We start from the raw sequence: 15,131 nt of genomic DNA on the forward strand, positions 1-15,131 counted from the left end.
AGTTTATGCGAAGGTGAGTTGTCTCATCTTGGCTTCGAGTACGGTGAGATTATGGAATCCGCGTCGCTTGTTCCGTTCACTGCCGCGGAATATAGCGATTTCGATACCGTGTTTCTTGCACAGGGCGCAAGGGCAACTGCGCCAGGGGGCGTCGCTCAGGGTGCGTTCGTAGAACTCGAGGTAGCTTTTCTTTTTCGGGCCGAGTACGAGGGCTTCATAGGTTGCGAGGGCACTCATGACTTCTTCGAGTGCTGTTTCTTCCTGGTCGAATTCACGCAGCGCGCGTAGGCATGAGCGTTCGGCGACGATGGCCTCGGCCTGGGAGACGTGGCCGGAGAGAATGAGGCGCTTCAGGGCAGGGTTTCCGTCGACCTGGGGTACGCGGATGGCGGTGTAGGAATCGGTGGCCGTGTGGTAGTTGTTGCGGTCGTCCATGAAGGCTTGACGGAAGGCGGAGGTGCTGTCGAAGCTTGTCACGCCGTGGCGGGCGAACTGCTCCATGCTTTCGACACGGTTGATGCCGAGCAGGTGCAGTCCGGTTTCGGAGGTGCGCACTTCGTCGATGGCGCGCAGGCAAGCCAGGATCTCGTGGGACTTCAGTGGGACCATGCCGCCAAGGGCGATGCGCCGATATCCCATCTTCTGCAGCTCCGCGACGCTGTGGGCGTAGCTGTCGGGTCCCCATCCCTGGGCAGCGCCAACAGGTTCAAAGCGGGCGCCCTGCGCGCGGGTTGCGGTGATGAAGTCCTCGGCGAGTTCGAGGGAGATCTGCTGGCGCTCCAACCACGCCGGCTCGGGTTCCGCGTCGGACTCTTCCGGGATGTATCCGAAAATGATGTGGTCGATGCTGATGCCTGCGTCGAATCCGCAGCGGCCGTAGAAGTCTAGGACTTCTTCCACTTCGTACGGTGGGCGTTCTTCGTCGATGTAGTTGAAGGCACCGCAGTCACCGATCGTAGAGCAGATGCCGGGAAGACGGAAGAAGTTCCTCACGCCCAGGCGGTAGAGTCGCTCGCGCTGTGGGGCAGAGTATTTCCCTGCACCCTTCATGGATCCGTCGACAACCGCCTTACTGACGAGGATCCCTTCGTAGGGGATCGGCGTCACGGCCTGGTGGGCGTAGACATCATCACGCTGTCGCACTCGGTAGGGCGAGTACTCGTCGTTGATGAAGTCGTAGGTGGGGCTCACCAGGTCCTGGCTGTCAGGGAAATAGAATTTCACGCGGCTTTTGCCTTTTCCTGCACATAGATACGGAGGAGGTAGTTCGACAGGGTGCTGATGTGGCGCGGGTTGTTCTGGAGTTCGTTCCAGGGGATGTTCAGGTCGGGCCAGCGTCCCTGGGTCCAGCGGCAATGAGGGGCGATCAGGGCGAGTTCGGCCTGCGCCTGCTCCACGGCACGGGAGGAGGCGGGGTCGATGGCCATCATCACCCGGTCCATGAGGCGTCCCATGGAGCGGATGCCCACGCCGTGCATCAACCGGGACCGGGTCGGCGGGAGCCCCCACGCAGCGGGAAAGGTGTCACGCACGGCACTCCAGTAGATGACGAGGATCTGGCGGATGGTGGCTGTGTCGACGGTGCCGTTGGACAGATTCTTATACGGGAAGAAGACGCCTGAAGGGGAGTTGAGAGATTCCTGGATGGCCGTGGTGAGGCTGTTGTCCGTGACGACGGCGTCCGCTTTCTGCTCTGCCGTGGTGGAGGGGCGGCGCACCAAGCCCCTGAACGGTGAGTCCTTGTCGTGGTTGAGGGCTTCGACCAGGACGGAGGGGAGCTTGCGGGCGGAAAGTTTGGTGGGCAGGGCCGTGCCGACTTCCGGGAGGAGTTCGGTGACCAGGTTGGTGGGCAGCGGAGAGACCGTGTTCACGCGCAGAAACTGGTCTCGTTGGGTTTCCAGGTCTTCGGCAACAAATCCGGCAATGGTCACGGCCAGGCGGGTGTTACGGGTGCGGGCCAGTGCGAGGCTGCGCTGCTGGCCATCGACGATCCAGGCGGGCCGCGGGGCGTCGGGGGAATCGGGCAGGGGGATCTCCAGGGTGCCCGACGTACACAGGCCGTCGCTGCTGCCCGGGCCCGGGCTGGACTTGAACCGCACGCTCGAAGGCAGCGCCAGGATCAGCCCGTTGGGAAAAAGCACCTCTTCCCCGTCGAGGTAATCGAGGATCTGGCGTACGTGCTGCTTCTTCTCGGGCCGCTGGTAGCCGATCAGTTTGCCGGCCTCGTCCCGAGAGATCCGTGCCACGTCGGCAACCTGATGCACCTCTTCTGCCGCCAGGGTGAACACATACAGGGGGATCGTGGGGTGCTGCTCGATCCGCAGGGCCCGGCGCTTAAGCACAATGGAGGTCATCGAGGGCCAATCGTTGAGGTATACAGGTCTGCGAAGCGCTTCTGCTCACAGGCCATCCCCTTATCTCTCAGCAGGCGCAGCAGGCGTGTGCGCGAGTAGTCGGGGTAGCGGTCCTTCATCTCTTTGATGAAGTCGATCACGGCCGGGTCCGACATCGGCCGGCGGGCATAGCGTTCCGGGCGGGCTGCCTGGGACGCCCATGTGCTCCAACGCTCCTTGGCAGCTGCCGTGATGAGGTGACCCGGCGTGCAGTGCTCAAGCCAGGAGGCCGCCATGCGGACGTTCAAACTGGTCAGCGTTCCGCCTAGAGCCTGCCTAAGGGCGGCGTTGGCCGGCATGCGCACGATCCCGTCCAGATCGCTGGCGCCGCCGATCAGCACTACGTCGGATCCGGTAGACGCCAGCGAGGCAAGGTCGTTGTACATGGCCTGGGCATAGGCCTCGGACAGCACCACCAGAGCCTGTCCGGCAACTGCCGCGATCTGGGGAAGATGACGGCTGGCGTCCATGCGCTGCAGATGATCCCACCACTGGGCTGCCTGTGCGCTGGAGGATGCCACGGAATCCGCATGGCGAGGCATGAAAGTGGCCGCATAGGACGGGGCAAGGCTGGAGACTGGTTGCAGGCCCAGGCCAGCCGAGGCCACGTACAGGCGAGGCGCAAACCCTGCCTGGGATGCAGCTTTCGTGAGGGCCGCGGCGCGACGCCATTGGTCGCCCTGGTACAGCTCCCCCAAAGCGGTCCGCCGGCCTGGTGCGGCGTGCAGACGGCGTGCCCATTCCGCGGCGCGTTGCCGGATGTCCGTGGCGGGCAGTTCACGCACGCGTAGGCCGGGTTCGGGGGGTGAGGTCTTCCGGTCTGTGCACGTGACCACGATGGGCAACTCGTTCACTGCGGATCGACCTCTGGCTTCCGTAACTCGATTCTTGTTGTGATTACTGTAGCCGGTAGTTAAGAGGGTAGGCTGCACCTGTCTCAACGGAGGCAACTGGACCTTAGGTTAGGGAGTGACAGCATGGACCGTCCCGCGATCGTGTTGCTGAGCGGCGGCCTGGACTCGACCACGGTGCTGGCCATCGCCAAGGACCAGGGCTTCACTCCCTATGCGCTCAGCTTCCGCTACGGGCAGCGACACTCCATCGAGTTGGAGGCGGCGCAGCGCGTCGCAGAGGTCCAGGGGGTGGCCCGGCACGTCATCGCCGACATCGATCTGCGGGTCTTCGGCGGCTCTGCCCTGACGGCCGACATCGAAGTGCCCAAGCACGAGTCCCTCACCGACGTGGAGGATGCGGGGGTACCGATCACCTACGTGCCAGCCCGCAACACGATCTTCCTGTCGTTCGCGTTGGCGTTTGCCGAGACTGTCGGCGCCAGCGACATCTTCACCGGGGTCACGGCGGTGGACTACAGCGGCTATCCCGACTGCCGCCCCGAGTACATGGAGGCCTTCGCCACCATGGCCAACCTCGCAACCCGAGCCGGCGTCGAAGGCACCTCCAAGATCACGCTGCACTCTCCCCTGATCGCCCTGTCCAAGGCCGACATCGTCCGCGAGGGCCTGCGTCTGGGCGTGGACTACTCCCTCACCTCCTCCTGCTACGACCCCGACGAGCAGGGGCGGGCTTGCGGCCGGTGCGACACCTGCCTGCTGCGGCTGAAGGGCTTCGCTGAGGCTGGCGTCAAGGACCCCGTCCGGTACCAGAACGCCTGAACATGACCTACCTGATCAAAGAAATCTTCTACACGCTGCAGGGAGAAGGCGGCCACGCTGGCCGCCCCGCGGTCTTTTGCCGGTTTTCCCGTTGCAACCTGTGGACCGGCCGGGAACGCGACCGCGCCCGTGCCATTTGCCAGTTTTGTGACACCGACTTCGTCGGCACCGACGGCGAAGGCGGCGGCCGCTTCCGCACGGCGCAGGAGTTGGCCGAAGCCGTCGAGGCCGCCTGGCCCACCGCCGATCAAGCCCACCGGTTCGTTGTGTGCACGGGCGGAGAACCGCTGCTGCAACTGGACGAGGCCGCCATCGACGCCCTCCATGAGCGCGGCTTCGAGATCGCCGTGGAAACCAACGGCACCCGCCCGGCCCCCCGCGGCATCGACTGGCTGTGCGTCAGCCCGAAGATCGGCTCCACCCTGGTCCTCACGAGCGGCGACGAACTCAAACTCGTCTACCCTCAGGCTGGCGGCGACCCCGCCCAGTTCGAGGGGCTGGACTTTCGCCACTTTAGGCTGCAACCGCTGGATGATGCCGACCGCGAGGCCCACACTCGCGCCGTCGTCGAGTACTGCATGAAGAACCCGCGCTGGACGCTTTCCCTCCAGACGCACAAGTATCTGGGAATTCAGTAATGGAAATCTTTCGCGAGTTCGCCTTCGAGGCAGCCCACCGCCTGCCGCGCGTGCCGGAGGGCCACAAGTGCGCCCGCCTGCACGGCCACTCCTACAAGGTCACTGTGCACGTGGAAGCGCCCGTCGACGTGGAGGCGGGCTGGGTAATGGACTTCGGCGACATTAAGCGCGCATTTAAGTCAATTGATGCACAACTCGACCATTACTACCTGAACGACATCGAAGGCCTCGACAACCCCACCAGCGAGAACCTGGCCCGCTGGATCTGGGACCGGATGATCACCGAGCTTCCCAGCTTGTCCGCGATCACCGTGCGCGAAACTTGCACTTCCGGTTGCACCTACCGAGGCGAGTGAGGGCATGCACGACATTCAAAACGAGCCCGACGGCCGCGGCATCCCTATCGACGAGGTCGGCATCAGCGGCCTGCGCTACCCCCTCACCTTCGACGACGGCCACACCCGCCAGCACGGCATCGCCGACATCGCCGTCACCGTCCGCCTGCAGGCCGACCGGCGCGGCACCCACATGAGCCGCATGATCGCCCTCATCCACGAGGACGTAGCCACCCTCACCCCGCAGGAGTTGCCCATCGCCCTCAAGCGCGGGCTGACCCTGCTGGACGCCCCGGCTCTCACGCTCACGTGCACGCTGCCCGTCGCCACCGTTGTCACCGCTCCCGCCAGTGGCCAAGAGTCCTGGCAAACCCATGACCTCACGGTTACCGGCCGCATCGATGACTCTGGATGCACCGTCACGACGGCTGTGACCAGCCATGTCACCAGCCTGTGCCCCTGCTCCAAAGCCATCTCCGACTACGGCGCCCACAATCAGCGCAGCGAGATCACCCTCGAGGTCACCGGCACCGCCGACACCCCCTACCCCCTGCACCTCCACGAGATGGTCGCCCTGCTGCGCAGCGCTGGCTCCGCCCCGGTCATCCCTCTTATCAAACGCCCCGACGAACGCGTCGTAACCATGCAGGCCTATGACCACCCCGTCTTCGTCGAAGACATCATCCGGGACATAAGTCTCATCTGCCGACAAAAGGGCCTTACGCACGCCATCCGCGCGACGAACCTGGAAAGCATCCACAGCCACGACGCCATCGCCACCCTCACCTACAACCACTTCTGACCGGCCACCGGCGGCTCCGGCCACCACCACAAAGCGATCAACGCGGCGACTCCCCGTCCGGGTCGCCCCAACCAACGGTCCGGCCACCGCCAAGGCGAGAACCAACCGCCGTGCACGAATCCAGCCTGAGCAGCGTCCCTCGAGCGCCCGAGCATGCGCGGCCCCCTCACGTCCTGCCGCGTGCCGTGTGTGGCACACGAACGCGGCAGGACGACCGACGGACACCAGGCGCTTGGCTGGTCTGCCAGCTGGCAAGGGCGGTGCTTCCACCGAATGCGATGGTGGCGTGCTCCCGCCCGGCCAGGAGCATCATTTGTCATCGCCTTCGCTTACCTGCTCGGCGGCTCCCAGTGGGCTATAGGCAGACCTGCCGCTGTCCACCGCGAACGGGGGACAGCGCTCGTTGCTCTTTCAGGCAAGTGATCTGATCCGCCGAGCGGCTGCCGCCCTGACGTCCTCCGGGGGGTGTACGCGTGCAGCAGGGCGTCGAGCGACGGTTCCAGCCGTCGCCGGCGTTCGGACCCCGCACTGCGTTGCGTTCTCCAGGAAGTACGCGCCACAACGCCCCCGGGACAAGTCCGGCATCGACGAACAGTCCCGGGCAGACACCGGCGGCAGCGGAACGCCAGCGCCGATGCGGCGGGCGACGCTGCGCCTCAGGCGCTTCACCCGCCGCTCGACCCCGAAGCTTCTCCATCTGAGGCAACACGATCGCCCGAATGACCCGGCTCAGGGATCTTCCACTGCGTGTGGTCGGGCCAGAGCACAATGCCCAGCGCACCCTCAAGGTCCACGACCGTCAGTATGTCGGGCCAGACGGTGCCGTTGAGCACGTTCGTGATGACCTGTCGGTTGACACCGCTCTTCTTCGCGAGGGCATTGGCGCTGATTCCCTGCTCCGTCATCGCCTCGGCGAGCTTGCGGGCTATGGCCTGCGCGACGAGTGCGCCTCGATGCGGCTCCATCACGGCGTGCGGCCAGTCGCCGTCGATGACGAAACTGCTCGGCTTCTTGGCACGTCTGATTCCTCCAGGCACCGCATAAGTGTGACCGAGGCAGCCCCGGATGCGCCTCAAGCCCCTACATGCTACTTGTATAGCAAGTAACGGAGTGTAATTTCCCGGGAAGACGCGCATGAATCCGGACGGCGAACGGTGCAACGATCCGCTCGAGATGCCCCTGGGGGCCCTGCTATGCAAAAGCCTGCAGAACCGTCGCAGAGCAACTCGCATGGCTTGCCGAGGCGACCGCGCAACCGCCGCAGTCGGCTTCTGCCAGGGCACCCACGTGCGGGATTCACCCGTCGCCATGTGCGTTCGATGTCGCGTGAGCCAGCAAGGGGCCGCACGTGGGCAACCCCCTTGCCGGACTTGCGAGTTGCTCTGCACTGCAATGTGGTCGATTCCCCTGCATCACTGCACTGCCCTGCCCTACGCTGCCCAGGCGCCCATCTGTGCGCAGAGGCCACAGGAGGGGCAATGCCGGGTCAGCGATCGACAGCGACAACCGCGCCGTTGCGGGAATTGCCCACGTACCGGGTGGTCGCGTCGGAGCAGATCTCCATCGCCTACACGGTCGGTATCCTGCCTCAGCCGTTCTCGGTGCACGATGTGAAGGCGAAGCTCGGGCTGGATGCTGGGCGCGTCGGCCTCACGATGGCCTTCTTCGAGTACTGCGGGCTTGTCACCGATGCTCCGGGCAGGGGCATGTACCTCGCCACACGCTCGGCGATTCGGGTGGCAGAGGAATGGGCGAAGGACGCCGAACTCGGCAAGGTGGCACTGCGCAAGGCATGGAATCAGACGTGGTTCACCAAGAGCGCGCGGAACAGGCTCACCCCGGGCCCTGGACTGCGCGACGGCTTGCACGCCCGCTTCATGATGCTCGCTGGGGGCGGGGCCACTCACCGCCGGTCGGTCGACAAGCTCATGGAGCTGATGGTCTTGTCCGGCCTTCTGATCGAGGAGCCCGACGGGTTCGTGAGCTGGTTCGAAGACGCGGCACCCCATCCTCCTGAGAACTCGGCCAGTTCCCGGCCAGGGGATGAAGAGGCACAACAGAAAGGCCACGCAGGCGCCTCACGGAAAGGCGGTTCGTCGCACCCCGACGGCGAGGAGCACGTCCAGGCGGCGGAACCTCCTGCGGACCGAGACCTCGATACCGAGGATGTTCAGACCCCCTCAGCCGAGGAACCTCCGCGCGGTACCAGAGATGCAGAGGACGCCCACGCTGTCCCGGTCTACGAGGACGACCCGGCCGAACTCCTCGCTGACCCGCTCTGGCTCAGGTACGTCCGCTATATGACGCCGGATGAGGCTGCGAAATTGCATCAGCAGCTCCACGGCGTTCTGAGCATCCTCGCCGAGGCACGCGCTTGCGCTCGGGCCAACACCGGTGCTCCCACCGTTGAACTCGATCAGCCCCTGCATCTGTCGGACCTAGGGCGGGTGAGCTTGAAGACCTGGCTCACCGTCTACGCATCCAGCAGAGAGATGTCCGCAGTCGTCCCCGCGATGAGGAGCCGCCAGTCGACCCCCCAGCCATGAGTTCGGGTCCGGAGATGCGCTTCCCCGGCTAAGGATCACGCCTCTCCGGACCCGCCACCTTCACCCCGTAGGCCTTATCGCGGCGCGAACCGCGAGGAAGGGGGGCTTTGGCGTGCCCTCACACAGAGCGAGAGCCACCAGCCACGGTAGCGTGCCAGCGCGCCGTGCTTCATACGTTTCGCTGATTCCCCAGGTCACACTCCCCCGCCAGCCAGGCCAGCTCTGCCCGTGGGGAGGCCGTCGTGCGTAGGGTCACTTTGCGGGCGGCGCTTCGTCAGGTCGCCCAGCAGTGGCAGGAGAAGGTTGCCCGCGGCACACTCAGGCCGCAGACGGCGGACTCCTACATCACCAACACGGAAAGGCTTCTTCGTTTCGCCCTGGCGCTCGGCCTCGATCACCTCGATGACGTCACCGACACTGTTGCCCAAGCCTTCATTGACGCGCCCGGGCACGACCGTCACGGGCGGTTGGTCACCTGCCCGGCCGACAACACCCGCCGAGTTCGCCGGTCATCGGCCGACGCCTTTTTCGCGGAGGCCCGCAGAATCGGGCTGACCACTCAAGCACCGCTCTTGGACCTCCCGCCGATCCCCCGCTCACAACCGCGACCCACCGGCATCCTCACCGATACCGATATCGACCAACTACGCTTCTACGCCGAGCGAGGGATGCCGCAGACCAGGCACGCCGCCGTGCTCGGCTTGCTGTTGTCCGGTCTCCACACCGGCGAGATCGGCCTGACCGGTGCCACCGATCTGGATCTCGACCACGAGCGGGTCTGGGCCGTGGGCGCAGCCCGGATCACTGCTCGCTACTGCCCGCTCGATGATCCCTGGAACCGGGAAGTCCTCCGCCTCCGCGCCGAGTACGTCCAGCAGCAGTCCGGCTCCGACTGCCCCCAGACACTCACCACGAACGGCACCGCTCCCGCCCACCGGCTGCAGTCCAGCATCTGCACCACCTTCGGCGAGGTCGTACGCGCCAGCGGAATCGCCCCTGAAGGCCGATCCGCCACGCCTCGGGACGTCTCCAGCTGGCTGGCTGCCAAGATCCATGCGGAGACCGGGCAGATCGCCGAGGTCGCGCTGCGCCTCGGTCTCGCCTCGCTGGACGGCGCCGCCAAGCTCGCCGGCTACGACTGGCGGCCGTCAGGGAAGGAAGACTGATGGGGGCACCGAGGCGGCGCACCCCTGCCTCCAAGCCCAAGGCGAAGGCCAAGCGAAAGCCGGACTACGTCATGGGCCCCGTTCCCAGAGACGTCTTCAGTCTCAGCCGCCCCGAACCTCCTGGACCTCCCGCCCGCTCCTTGCCCGAGATCGAGCGCCTCGAACTCCTCGTCGCCAACCCCGACCTTTACGACGTGGCCGACCAGATCTTCCCCGGACGCACCCCAGGCACCCGGGGTCGTCGCCCGGCGTACCCCCCGTTTATCTACCTGATCCTTCTAGCCTCGATCTCGATCTTCGAAACCGCCGAGATGGCCTGCGCCAACTTCCAGCACGAGCACATGTGGAAAACCGTCCGTGAGGGCGTCCGACAGCATCGCGGTGACGCCGCAGCGGACGGCCTGCCCGAGACCGGTCCCGGGCGGCACCACTGGAACGACTTCAGGCCCAAAATGCTCGACAGCCTCCACGAACTGCGAGAGGCCAGCCGTGACGCCTGGATCAAGCAAGCTCTCGCGCAGGGAATGCTCGCGCGGAAACGGCGAGGCACCCTGGTCCGCCCCCACCGCAGCCAAGTCATCACTGGTGACGGCACTGTCGTACGGCCGGCCTCGGACCAGACCGAGGAATACACCATCGACGAGAAGACCGGGGAACTACAGCATCACCGAGTCGACCCGGACGCCACAATCCAGCTGGAAGGCGGCGACCGAGAAATCTACGGAAACAAACTCGTCTCATTCTCGGTCCGCGACGAATGCTCGCCGCACAGCCGGATCATTCTCAACGCGGACACCGCACGGCACCAGTCCAAGGAACTGGACCCAGACCGGCAGGAAGAAGCCAAGGTCGCGCTCCGTCTTGCCCTGGAGATCCACACACGCGCGCCAGGAAACCACACGGTGGTCTACGACAAAGCCTGGCGCGGCATGCACCGAGCTCCACTGATCAGAGCAGGCTTGTCGGTCTTCACTCGCCAGTACGACGGACTCAAGCCCCAGCCCCTGAAGAAGTACCGCTATAAATCCGCCGGGTGCACCCACGACGTCTACGCGGCCGAAGGACGCGCCTGCGTTCGCTTGATCACTGTCGAGGGAAAGACCCTCTACGACCCGATCCCCGTTCGAGAGGTCGAGTACAGAAGCGGAGAGGAAAGCCGCTTCTACCACATCTTGGAGATTCTCTGCCGAAACGGCCCGCATGTAGAAAGAATGCCGGTGTACGAGACCCGCGAGGATCAAGCGTTGGATCCAAGGACGAAGCGCATGAGATTCAACAGAGCCGAGCACATTCGAATCATTCCACCGAACACGGAAGCCGGAGATCGCCTCCTCGGATTCCGCCAGGACAGTGAATCCGTTTTCGCCACCCTGGATGAAACGCATCGCCTCCGCCGGGTCCCTGCCTACGGGGCTGACGGTGCCCTGCTCATCTACATCGGGTACGCGTGGGCGAAGAACTCCGTGGCCCTCGGGATCAGCCGCCGAACCAAATGAGCGCACGACGGGTCGACGTACCTGGCCACAAGTGCAGACCCCCGGCCGGCACAGGGCGCTCGGTGCGCAGTCGCACAGGCGGCACAGGACGCGCCCCAGTGGGCGGCCGACAACCGCTAGACTGTGGGCGGTGCACCGCTCCGGTGGGGCACCCTTGGATGTCTGGGGCCTCTCAGGGGCGAGATCCACCCGGTACGGGCGGATCTCCAACACCTTTGCCCACACATCCCCGCCTTCGTAGCTCAGGGGATAGAGCACCGCTCTCCTAAAGCGGGTGTCGCAGGTTCGAATCCTGCCGGGGGCACAACCTGCGTAGCAGGTCAGAGCTAGTGCGGGCCTCTCGTTCAATTCGAACGGGAGGCCCGTCCCATGATCGGAGTCCACAAAGAGTCCACATCCCCACGGGATCTTGCCGAGCCTCACCCATTCGGGGGACTGGACAAGGTTCAACGACCACGTAAAGTGGCTGCTCGTGAGAGGGGCAGGCACGTCTCCCCACGCGCGCCTGAGACGCGCCTCTCATGTCCTGTGGGCGTCCGGCGGGGAGGCCGGCCCCACGGGCGAGGCCCTCGCTGAATATGTCAGCGAGGGCCTCTTACATGAAGACAGTAGACCGCCCCAGAGGCATATACCTCTGGGGCGGGACGCCTTGACCGAAGCCTTAGCGTCTAACGACCGGAGTGCGGAGACGCGTAACGCCCGTCCGGTCGCTTCGGTGCCGCGCCTCGGCTGGCGCGACGGTTGTCGGGTTCCCCCACCCAGAGATCATTAAATTTGCCCAGCCGGGCAAAGACAAGAGCACAAGATCGTTACAGCGTTGGCGGGTGCCACTTGACCCGATGCCCGACTGGGTACACGCCCGTCGCCGGGAGATCGGGAACCGCATCCGTGACGCTCGCCTGGACGTCGGTCTGACGCAGATGCAGTTAGCCGAACGGATCGGACGCGACCACCGGACCATTCACCGGTGGGAGTATGCGCAGCGCATCCCGGACCTCAGCGACCTGCTCCTGCTTGCTGACGCCCTCCAAGTTCCCCTCTCCGACCTTGTGCGCTGACGGCCTCTCAGCCCTGACACCTGCTCTACGCGGCAGGACGGTGCGTCCGTCGCGGCAGCCAGCAGAAGGCCCCGCCCGGCCGCCACGGGGGAAGCAGACGAGCGGGGCCAGTCAACGGGTCACTCACCGTATGGGCACGCCCGCCCCTCCGGTGGGCAGACGACAAGAGCACGGGACACGTACCGCCCCTTGTCGGAGTAGTACCCCCACACCACGTCCGCCCCGCGCCCCAAACACTCCCGGGCATGCTCCAACTGCACCTCGGGCGGCAGGTCGCGAGGGCTGCGAGGGTGCTCCTTCAGCTCCGCTTCGAGCCACCCGTAGGCATCCACAGCACCGCCCGAGACCGGGTGCGTAGCAACCACGTTCCGGGCGGGCTTGAGCAGCCACTCGGCGACCTCCAGCGGCGGCACCGCGTTCGCAGGGTTACGGCGGTCGCGGTCGGCCGGCCGCTCGTGGCCGGTCCAGCTATAGGCGTGCCAGTGCATTTATGCTCCTGTGAGGGCCGCCCCCGATTTCGGCGGGGGCGGCCCGTCGTGCCGGTGGGGGTCAGACCGTACCCAGAATCTCAGGGGCTGCAGCGATGAACGCGCGGAGTTCCTCGCCGGTGAACCTCAGGGGTTCCTTCGAGGTGTCCTTGCTGTCGCGGATCGCGAAGGAGTCGACGACGCCGGGGATCTTGACGATCTGGACGCAGGTTTCGGTGTCGTCGTCGCCGCCCTGGTTGCAGCCGCAGGGGCGGGCCCAGCGGACGCTGTTCAGGGGCAGGTCGTAGAGGCGGAGTTCGTCGTCGCGTCGGGACATGCTGTCTCCTTGTGTTGACGGTGCCCTTCGTGAGGGCCTGGTTTCCCGTCCTGGCTGTTCGGCCTGGCGGGTGTCTGTGGGGTGGTGCATCGGCCGTCGGGGCATACGTGGACCGTGTGGCCGGGGCCGGTCGGGCTCATGTGGTCGTGTGGCTCGGGTACGCCCACGATCGGCCGCGAGCAGCGGGCGCACATCATCGGCGGCCCTCCTGCCGGCCACGGGCGGCCGATTGGCAGGCCGGGTGGGCGTACACGTCGACGCTCATGTCATGCGCTCCTATCCGCCCCTGCGCCCGGCCCGCGGCCACGGCTCCCTCGCCCAGTGGATTGCGGCACCAGACGCATGCCCAGCCGGAGTACTGCGCCCGTGTGAGGGCGGTGGCGTCGGGGAGTTGAGGGCGGCTCACTGGCCCTCCTGGCTGTCGAGTTGGGCCCACAGGCCGGTTTCGTCAGGGGTGACGCCGGTGGTGCGGGCGAGGCCTGCAACGAGCCGCCAGCCGGGTCCGTGGCTGTGGGTGAGGGATAACCGGGCGGTGCCGGTGGCGGTGATACGGAGCCGCGTGTCCGCGGTGGAGAGGGTCATCTCGATGACGGGGGCGCCTGAGCCGAGGATGGCGATGAACAGTTCGTCGGCTACGAGGGGGGCGTCGGGGTGGTCGACTCGTTGGGCGGTCCATGTCCGTACGACGCCGGCCTCGACGGGTAGGCCCTTGAAGGGGCGGCGCCATGTTCTGCCTGTTTCGGACATGGATGTCCCTCACGACCGGTGGCTATCTGAGTACAGGTAGTGCTTATCTGTACTCAGAATGTCGGCGGGATTGGCGCTGGTCAAGCGGCGCGCGACAGTATGTGTACTCAGATTGACGTGATCAGCAGTGGTGGGAGAGACGCCGTGGCACACCCCGAGTACCTTCGGATCGCCGCCGACCTGCGGCGCCGCATCGCTCCCGGCGGTGCGCTCGGGCCCGGTGACCGGCTCCCCACCCTCCCTGAACTCTGTGATGAATTCGGCGTATCCGAGACCACCATCCGCAACGCCCTCACCCTGCTCCGCAAGGAAGGGCTCATCGAATCTCGGGCCCGCGCCGGCACTATCGTGAGGAAGCGGCCGCCCGTACACCGGCTGCCCGCCGACCGCTACCGGACTACGCCCGGCGCCAAGGCGACGCCGTACACGCGGGATCAGGGGATCGGCTGGTCGGAGTACCGGCTGGACAAGCGGTTCGAGAAGGTGGAGGCGGGCGCCGAGTTGGCGGCGCTGTTCGAGGTTGAGCCCGGTGAGCAGTTGCTGGCGCGGCACTTCGTGTTCTACGACAACGATCAGCCCACCCAGATGAGCACGTCGTATGTGCGCTGGTCGGACGTGGCCGGAACCCCGGTGGCGGATCCGATCAACGAGCCGTGGCCGGGCGGCACGCGGGCACAGCTGGCGACGCTCGGGATCCACGTCCGTTGGGTTGACGAGAGTTTCACTGCGGGCATGCCGACCGAGGAGGAGGCTGCCACGCTGCGGCTTGGGCCGTCGGTTCCGGTGATCCGGTACACGCGGAAGCACATCGCAGGTGATGGGCGCGTGGTTGAGGTGGCGTATCCGATCGTGCGCCGGGGTGACACCACGGTGGTGGACTTCCGTATCGACCTCGACGATTGATCGCCTCTAGGCTTGGAGCATGTCCCCCTCTCCTCTGCCTGACGGCACTCTGCGCTCTGCTGCGGTGTGGAATGAGGCGATCCGGGCGCTGGCCAGACAGGCCTGGGGGCGGCCGTTCACCGATGCGGAGCGGGTCGAGTATCAGCGGCTTGTCGTGGGGTGGGAGACGGCCCGACGCGCCGAGGTGGTCAAGGCGGCCTAGGCGTACTGGCGGCGCTGCGGATCCAACGCCAGAGCCAACGGAGACGACCCGCCGCTCTCAGCGCGGCAGGACGCCGAGGACCTGCAGCAACACCATGACGAAGATGCCGACCAGGAGCACAAAGCCGATCTCAGAGATGCTCATGCTGCTCGTCTACCCGCAAGCCAGCCAGCCATCCCCTACTCAACCGGCAGCGGGTTCTCGTTGGGCCAGGTGTGGTCGTCGCCCATGGCAGGCGGCGTGTGCACCAGGTGGTCACCATCGTGGCGGCCGTCAGGGTCGTTACTCCAGTGGACGCAGCGGAGATCGAGCTGCTCACCATCAACGGTGAGCGTGTCGGTGGCAGGACAGCGGTTCGGCATCAGAGT

At 65.8% G+C, this 15,131-nt stretch carries 19 protein-coding genes and 1 tRNA gene; 11 read left to right on the forward strand and 9 right to left on the reverse strand.

Annotation, left to right across the window (positions count from 1 at the left end; genetic code table 11):
• Positions 1-3: 3 nt before the first annotated feature.
• Genes dpdA through ACZ4EG_RS31240 form a run of 3 tightly spaced genes read right to left on the reverse strand, consistent with a single transcriptional unit; the run spans position 4 to position 3,178 of the window.
• Positions 4-1,224, reverse strand: coding sequence for a tRNA-guanine transglycosylase DpdA (dpdA, locus tag ACZ4EG_RS31230; protein WP_467792927.1), 1,221 nt, complete (start codon positions 1,222-1,224; stop codon positions 4-6).
• Positions 1,221-2,354, reverse strand: a complete 1,134-nt coding sequence (dbpB, locus tag ACZ4EG_RS31235) for a DGQHR domain-containing protein DpdB (protein ID WP_467792928.1) — start codon at positions 2,352-2,354, stop codon at positions 1,221-1,223. The genes dpdA and dbpB overlap by 4 nt, the downstream gene beginning before the upstream one ends.
• The gene (locus tag ACZ4EG_RS31240; protein WP_467792929.1) at positions 2,351-3,178 is read right to left on the reverse strand and encodes a hypothetical protein; all 828 of its coding nucleotides are present in this window, start codon (positions 3,176-3,178) and stop codon (positions 2,351-2,353) included. The genes dbpB and ACZ4EG_RS31240 overlap by 4 nt, the downstream gene beginning before the upstream one ends.
• A 192-nt stretch (positions 3,179-3,370) precedes the next feature.
• Here ACZ4EG_RS31240 and queC point away from each other — a divergent pair, with 192 nt between their 5' ends.
• The 4 genes from queC to ACZ4EG_RS31260 are packed head-to-tail and all read left to right on the forward strand — an operon-like array spanning position 3,371 to position 5,841.
• Positions 3,371-4,066 carry a 7-cyano-7-deazaguanine synthase QueC gene (queC, locus tag ACZ4EG_RS31245; protein WP_352118977.1) on the forward strand — a complete coding sequence of 232 codons (696 nt, stop codon included), beginning with the start codon at positions 3,371-3,373 and terminating at the stop codon, positions 4,064-4,066.
• 2 nt (positions 4,067-4,068) lie between these two features.
• Positions 4,069-4,704 carry a 7-carboxy-7-deazaguanine synthase gene (queE, locus tag ACZ4EG_RS31250; RefSeq protein ID WP_467792930.1) on the forward strand — a complete coding sequence of 212 codons (636 nt, stop codon included), beginning with the start codon at positions 4,069-4,071 and terminating at the stop codon, positions 4,702-4,704.
• On the forward strand, positions 4,704-5,060 hold the full coding sequence (gene queD, locus ACZ4EG_RS31255; protein WP_467792931.1) for a 6-carboxytetrahydropterin synthase QueD: 357 nt from the start codon (positions 4,704-4,706) through the stop codon (positions 5,058-5,060). Before queE ends, queD begins: the two co-directional genes overlap by 1 nt.
• A 4-nt stretch (positions 5,061-5,064) precedes the next feature.
• Positions 5,065-5,841, forward strand: a complete 777-nt coding sequence (locus ACZ4EG_RS31260; RefSeq protein WP_467792932.1) for a GTP cyclohydrolase, FolE2/MptA family — start codon at positions 5,065-5,067, stop codon at positions 5,839-5,841.
• A 665-nt stretch (positions 5,842-6,506) separates the two neighbouring features.
• Here the strand turns inward: ACZ4EG_RS31260 and ACZ4EG_RS31265 are convergent.
• Positions 6,507-6,878, reverse strand: coding sequence for a helix-turn-helix domain-containing protein (locus ACZ4EG_RS31265; protein WP_467792933.1), 372 nt, complete (start codon positions 6,876-6,878; stop codon positions 6,507-6,509).
• 441 nt (positions 6,879-7,319) lie between these two features.
• On the opposite strand from ACZ4EG_RS31265, the gene ACZ4EG_RS31270 reads away from it, so the two are divergent.
• The 5 genes from ACZ4EG_RS31270 (at position 7,320) to ACZ4EG_RS31290 (ending at position 12,107) form a co-directional block, all read left to right on the forward strand.
• Positions 7,320-8,387, forward strand: coding sequence for a hypothetical protein (locus ACZ4EG_RS31270; RefSeq protein ID WP_467792934.1), 1,068 nt, complete (start codon positions 7,320-7,322; stop codon positions 8,385-8,387).
• Positions 8,388-8,629: 242 nt separating this feature from the next.
• Positions 8,630-9,553: a hypothetical protein gene (locus ACZ4EG_RS31275; RefSeq protein ID WP_467792935.1), complete on the forward strand. Its 924-nt coding sequence runs from the start codon at positions 8,630-8,632 to the stop codon at positions 9,551-9,553.
• A gap of 140 nt (positions 9,554-9,693) precedes the next feature.
• Positions 9,694-11,049, forward strand: a complete 1,356-nt coding sequence (locus ACZ4EG_RS31280) for a hypothetical protein (RefSeq protein WP_467792936.1) — start codon at positions 9,694-9,696, stop codon at positions 11,047-11,049.
• A 231-nt stretch (positions 11,050-11,280) separates the two neighbouring features.
• Positions 11,281-11,353: transfer RNA gene (locus ACZ4EG_RS31285), tRNA-Arg, on the forward strand.
• A gap of 535 nt (positions 11,354-11,888) precedes the next feature.
• Positions 11,889-12,107, forward strand: a complete 219-nt coding sequence (locus ACZ4EG_RS31290) for a helix-turn-helix transcriptional regulator (RefSeq protein WP_467792937.1) — start codon at positions 11,889-11,891, stop codon at positions 12,105-12,107.
• Positions 12,108-12,226: 119 nt separating this feature from the next.
• Here ACZ4EG_RS31290 and ACZ4EG_RS31295 read toward each other — a convergent pair whose 3' ends face one another.
• The 4 genes from ACZ4EG_RS31295 to ACZ4EG_RS31310 form a co-directional block, all read right to left on the reverse strand.
• Positions 12,227-12,595: a Rossmann-fold NAD(P)-binding domain-containing protein gene (locus tag ACZ4EG_RS31295; protein WP_467792938.1), complete on the reverse strand. Its 369-nt coding sequence runs from the start codon at positions 12,593-12,595 to the stop codon at positions 12,227-12,229.
• A 61-nt stretch (positions 12,596-12,656) separates the two neighbouring features.
• Complete coding sequence (locus ACZ4EG_RS31300) at positions 12,657-12,911, reverse strand: DUF397 domain-containing protein (RefSeq protein WP_467792939.1); 255 nt, start codon at positions 12,909-12,911, stop codon at positions 12,657-12,659.
• Positions 12,912-13,104: 193 nt separating this feature from the next.
• Positions 13,105-13,317, reverse strand: coding sequence for a hypothetical protein (locus tag ACZ4EG_RS31305; RefSeq protein ID WP_467792940.1), 213 nt, complete (start codon positions 13,315-13,317; stop codon positions 13,105-13,107).
• Entirely contained in the window at positions 13,314-13,658 is a 345-nt protein-coding gene (locus ACZ4EG_RS31310; RefSeq protein ID WP_467792941.1) for a hypothetical protein, read from the reverse strand. The genes ACZ4EG_RS31305 and ACZ4EG_RS31310 overlap by 4 nt, the downstream gene beginning before the upstream one ends.
• A 144-nt stretch (positions 13,659-13,802) precedes the next feature.
• Here ACZ4EG_RS31310 and ACZ4EG_RS31315 point away from each other — a divergent pair, with 144 nt between their 5' ends.
• Together ACZ4EG_RS31315 and ACZ4EG_RS31320 are read left to right on the forward strand one after the other, a co-directional pair.
• Positions 13,803-14,561, forward strand: a complete 759-nt coding sequence (locus ACZ4EG_RS31315; RefSeq protein WP_467792942.1) for a GntR family transcriptional regulator — start codon at positions 13,803-13,805, stop codon at positions 14,559-14,561.
• Between the two features lie 19 nt (positions 14,562-14,580).
• Positions 14,581-14,763, forward strand: coding sequence for a hypothetical protein (locus ACZ4EG_RS31320; protein WP_467792943.1), 183 nt, complete (start codon positions 14,581-14,583; stop codon positions 14,761-14,763).
• A gap of 179 nt (positions 14,764-14,942) precedes the next feature.
• On the opposite strand, the gene ACZ4EG_RS31325 is transcribed toward ACZ4EG_RS31320, so the two are convergent.
• Positions 14,943-15,125, reverse strand: a complete 183-nt coding sequence (locus ACZ4EG_RS31325) for a hypothetical protein (RefSeq protein WP_467792944.1) — start codon at positions 15,123-15,125, stop codon at positions 14,943-14,945.
• Positions 15,126-15,131: the final 6 nt, after the last annotated feature.

The sequence above is a fragment of the Streptomyces sp. NPDC025638 genome (assembly GCF_055558775.1).

Coding starts and splice junctions, on each gene's coding strand:
- dbpB (WP_467792928.1), bottom strand. CDS start 2,354: ATGACCTCCATTGTGCTTAAGCGCCGGGCCCTGCGGATCGAGCAGCAC.
- queC (WP_352118977.1), top strand. CDS start 3,371: ATGGACCGTCCCGCGATCGTGTTGCTGAGCGGCGGCCTGGACTCGACC.
- queE (WP_467792930.1), top strand. CDS start 4,069: ATGACCTACCTGATCAAAGAAATCTTCTACACGCTGCAGGGAGAAGGC.
- queD (WP_467792931.1), top strand. CDS start 4,704: ATGGAAATCTTTCGCGAGTTCGCCTTCGAGGCAGCCCACCGCCTGCCG.
- ACZ4EG_RS31260 (WP_467792932.1), top strand. CDS start 5,065: ATGCACGACATTCAAAACGAGCCCGACGGCCGCGGCATCCCTATCGAC.
- ACZ4EG_RS31270 (WP_467792934.1), top strand. CDS start 7,320: ATGCCGGGTCAGCGATCGACAGCGACAACCGCGCCGTTGCGGGAATTG.
- ACZ4EG_RS31290 (WP_467792937.1), top strand. CDS start 11,889: ATGCCCGACTGGGTACACGCCCGTCGCCGGGAGATCGGGAACCGCATC.
- ACZ4EG_RS31295 (WP_467792938.1), bottom strand. CDS start 12,595: ATGCACTGGCACGCCTATAGCTGGACCGGCCACGAGCGGCCGGCCGAC.
- ACZ4EG_RS31300 (WP_467792939.1), bottom strand. CDS start 12,911: ATGTCCCGACGCGACGACGAACTCCGCCTCTACGACCTGCCCCTGAAC.
- ACZ4EG_RS31310 (WP_467792941.1), bottom strand. CDS start 13,658: ATGTCCGAAACAGGCAGAACATGGCGCCGCCCCTTCAAGGGCCTACCC.
- ACZ4EG_RS31320 (WP_467792943.1), top strand. CDS start 14,581: ATGTCCCCCTCTCCTCTGCCTGACGGCACTCTGCGCTCTGCTGCGGTG.
- ACZ4EG_RS31325 (WP_467792944.1), bottom strand. CDS start 15,125: ATGCCGAACCGCTGTCCTGCCACCGACACGCTCACCGTTGATGGTGAG.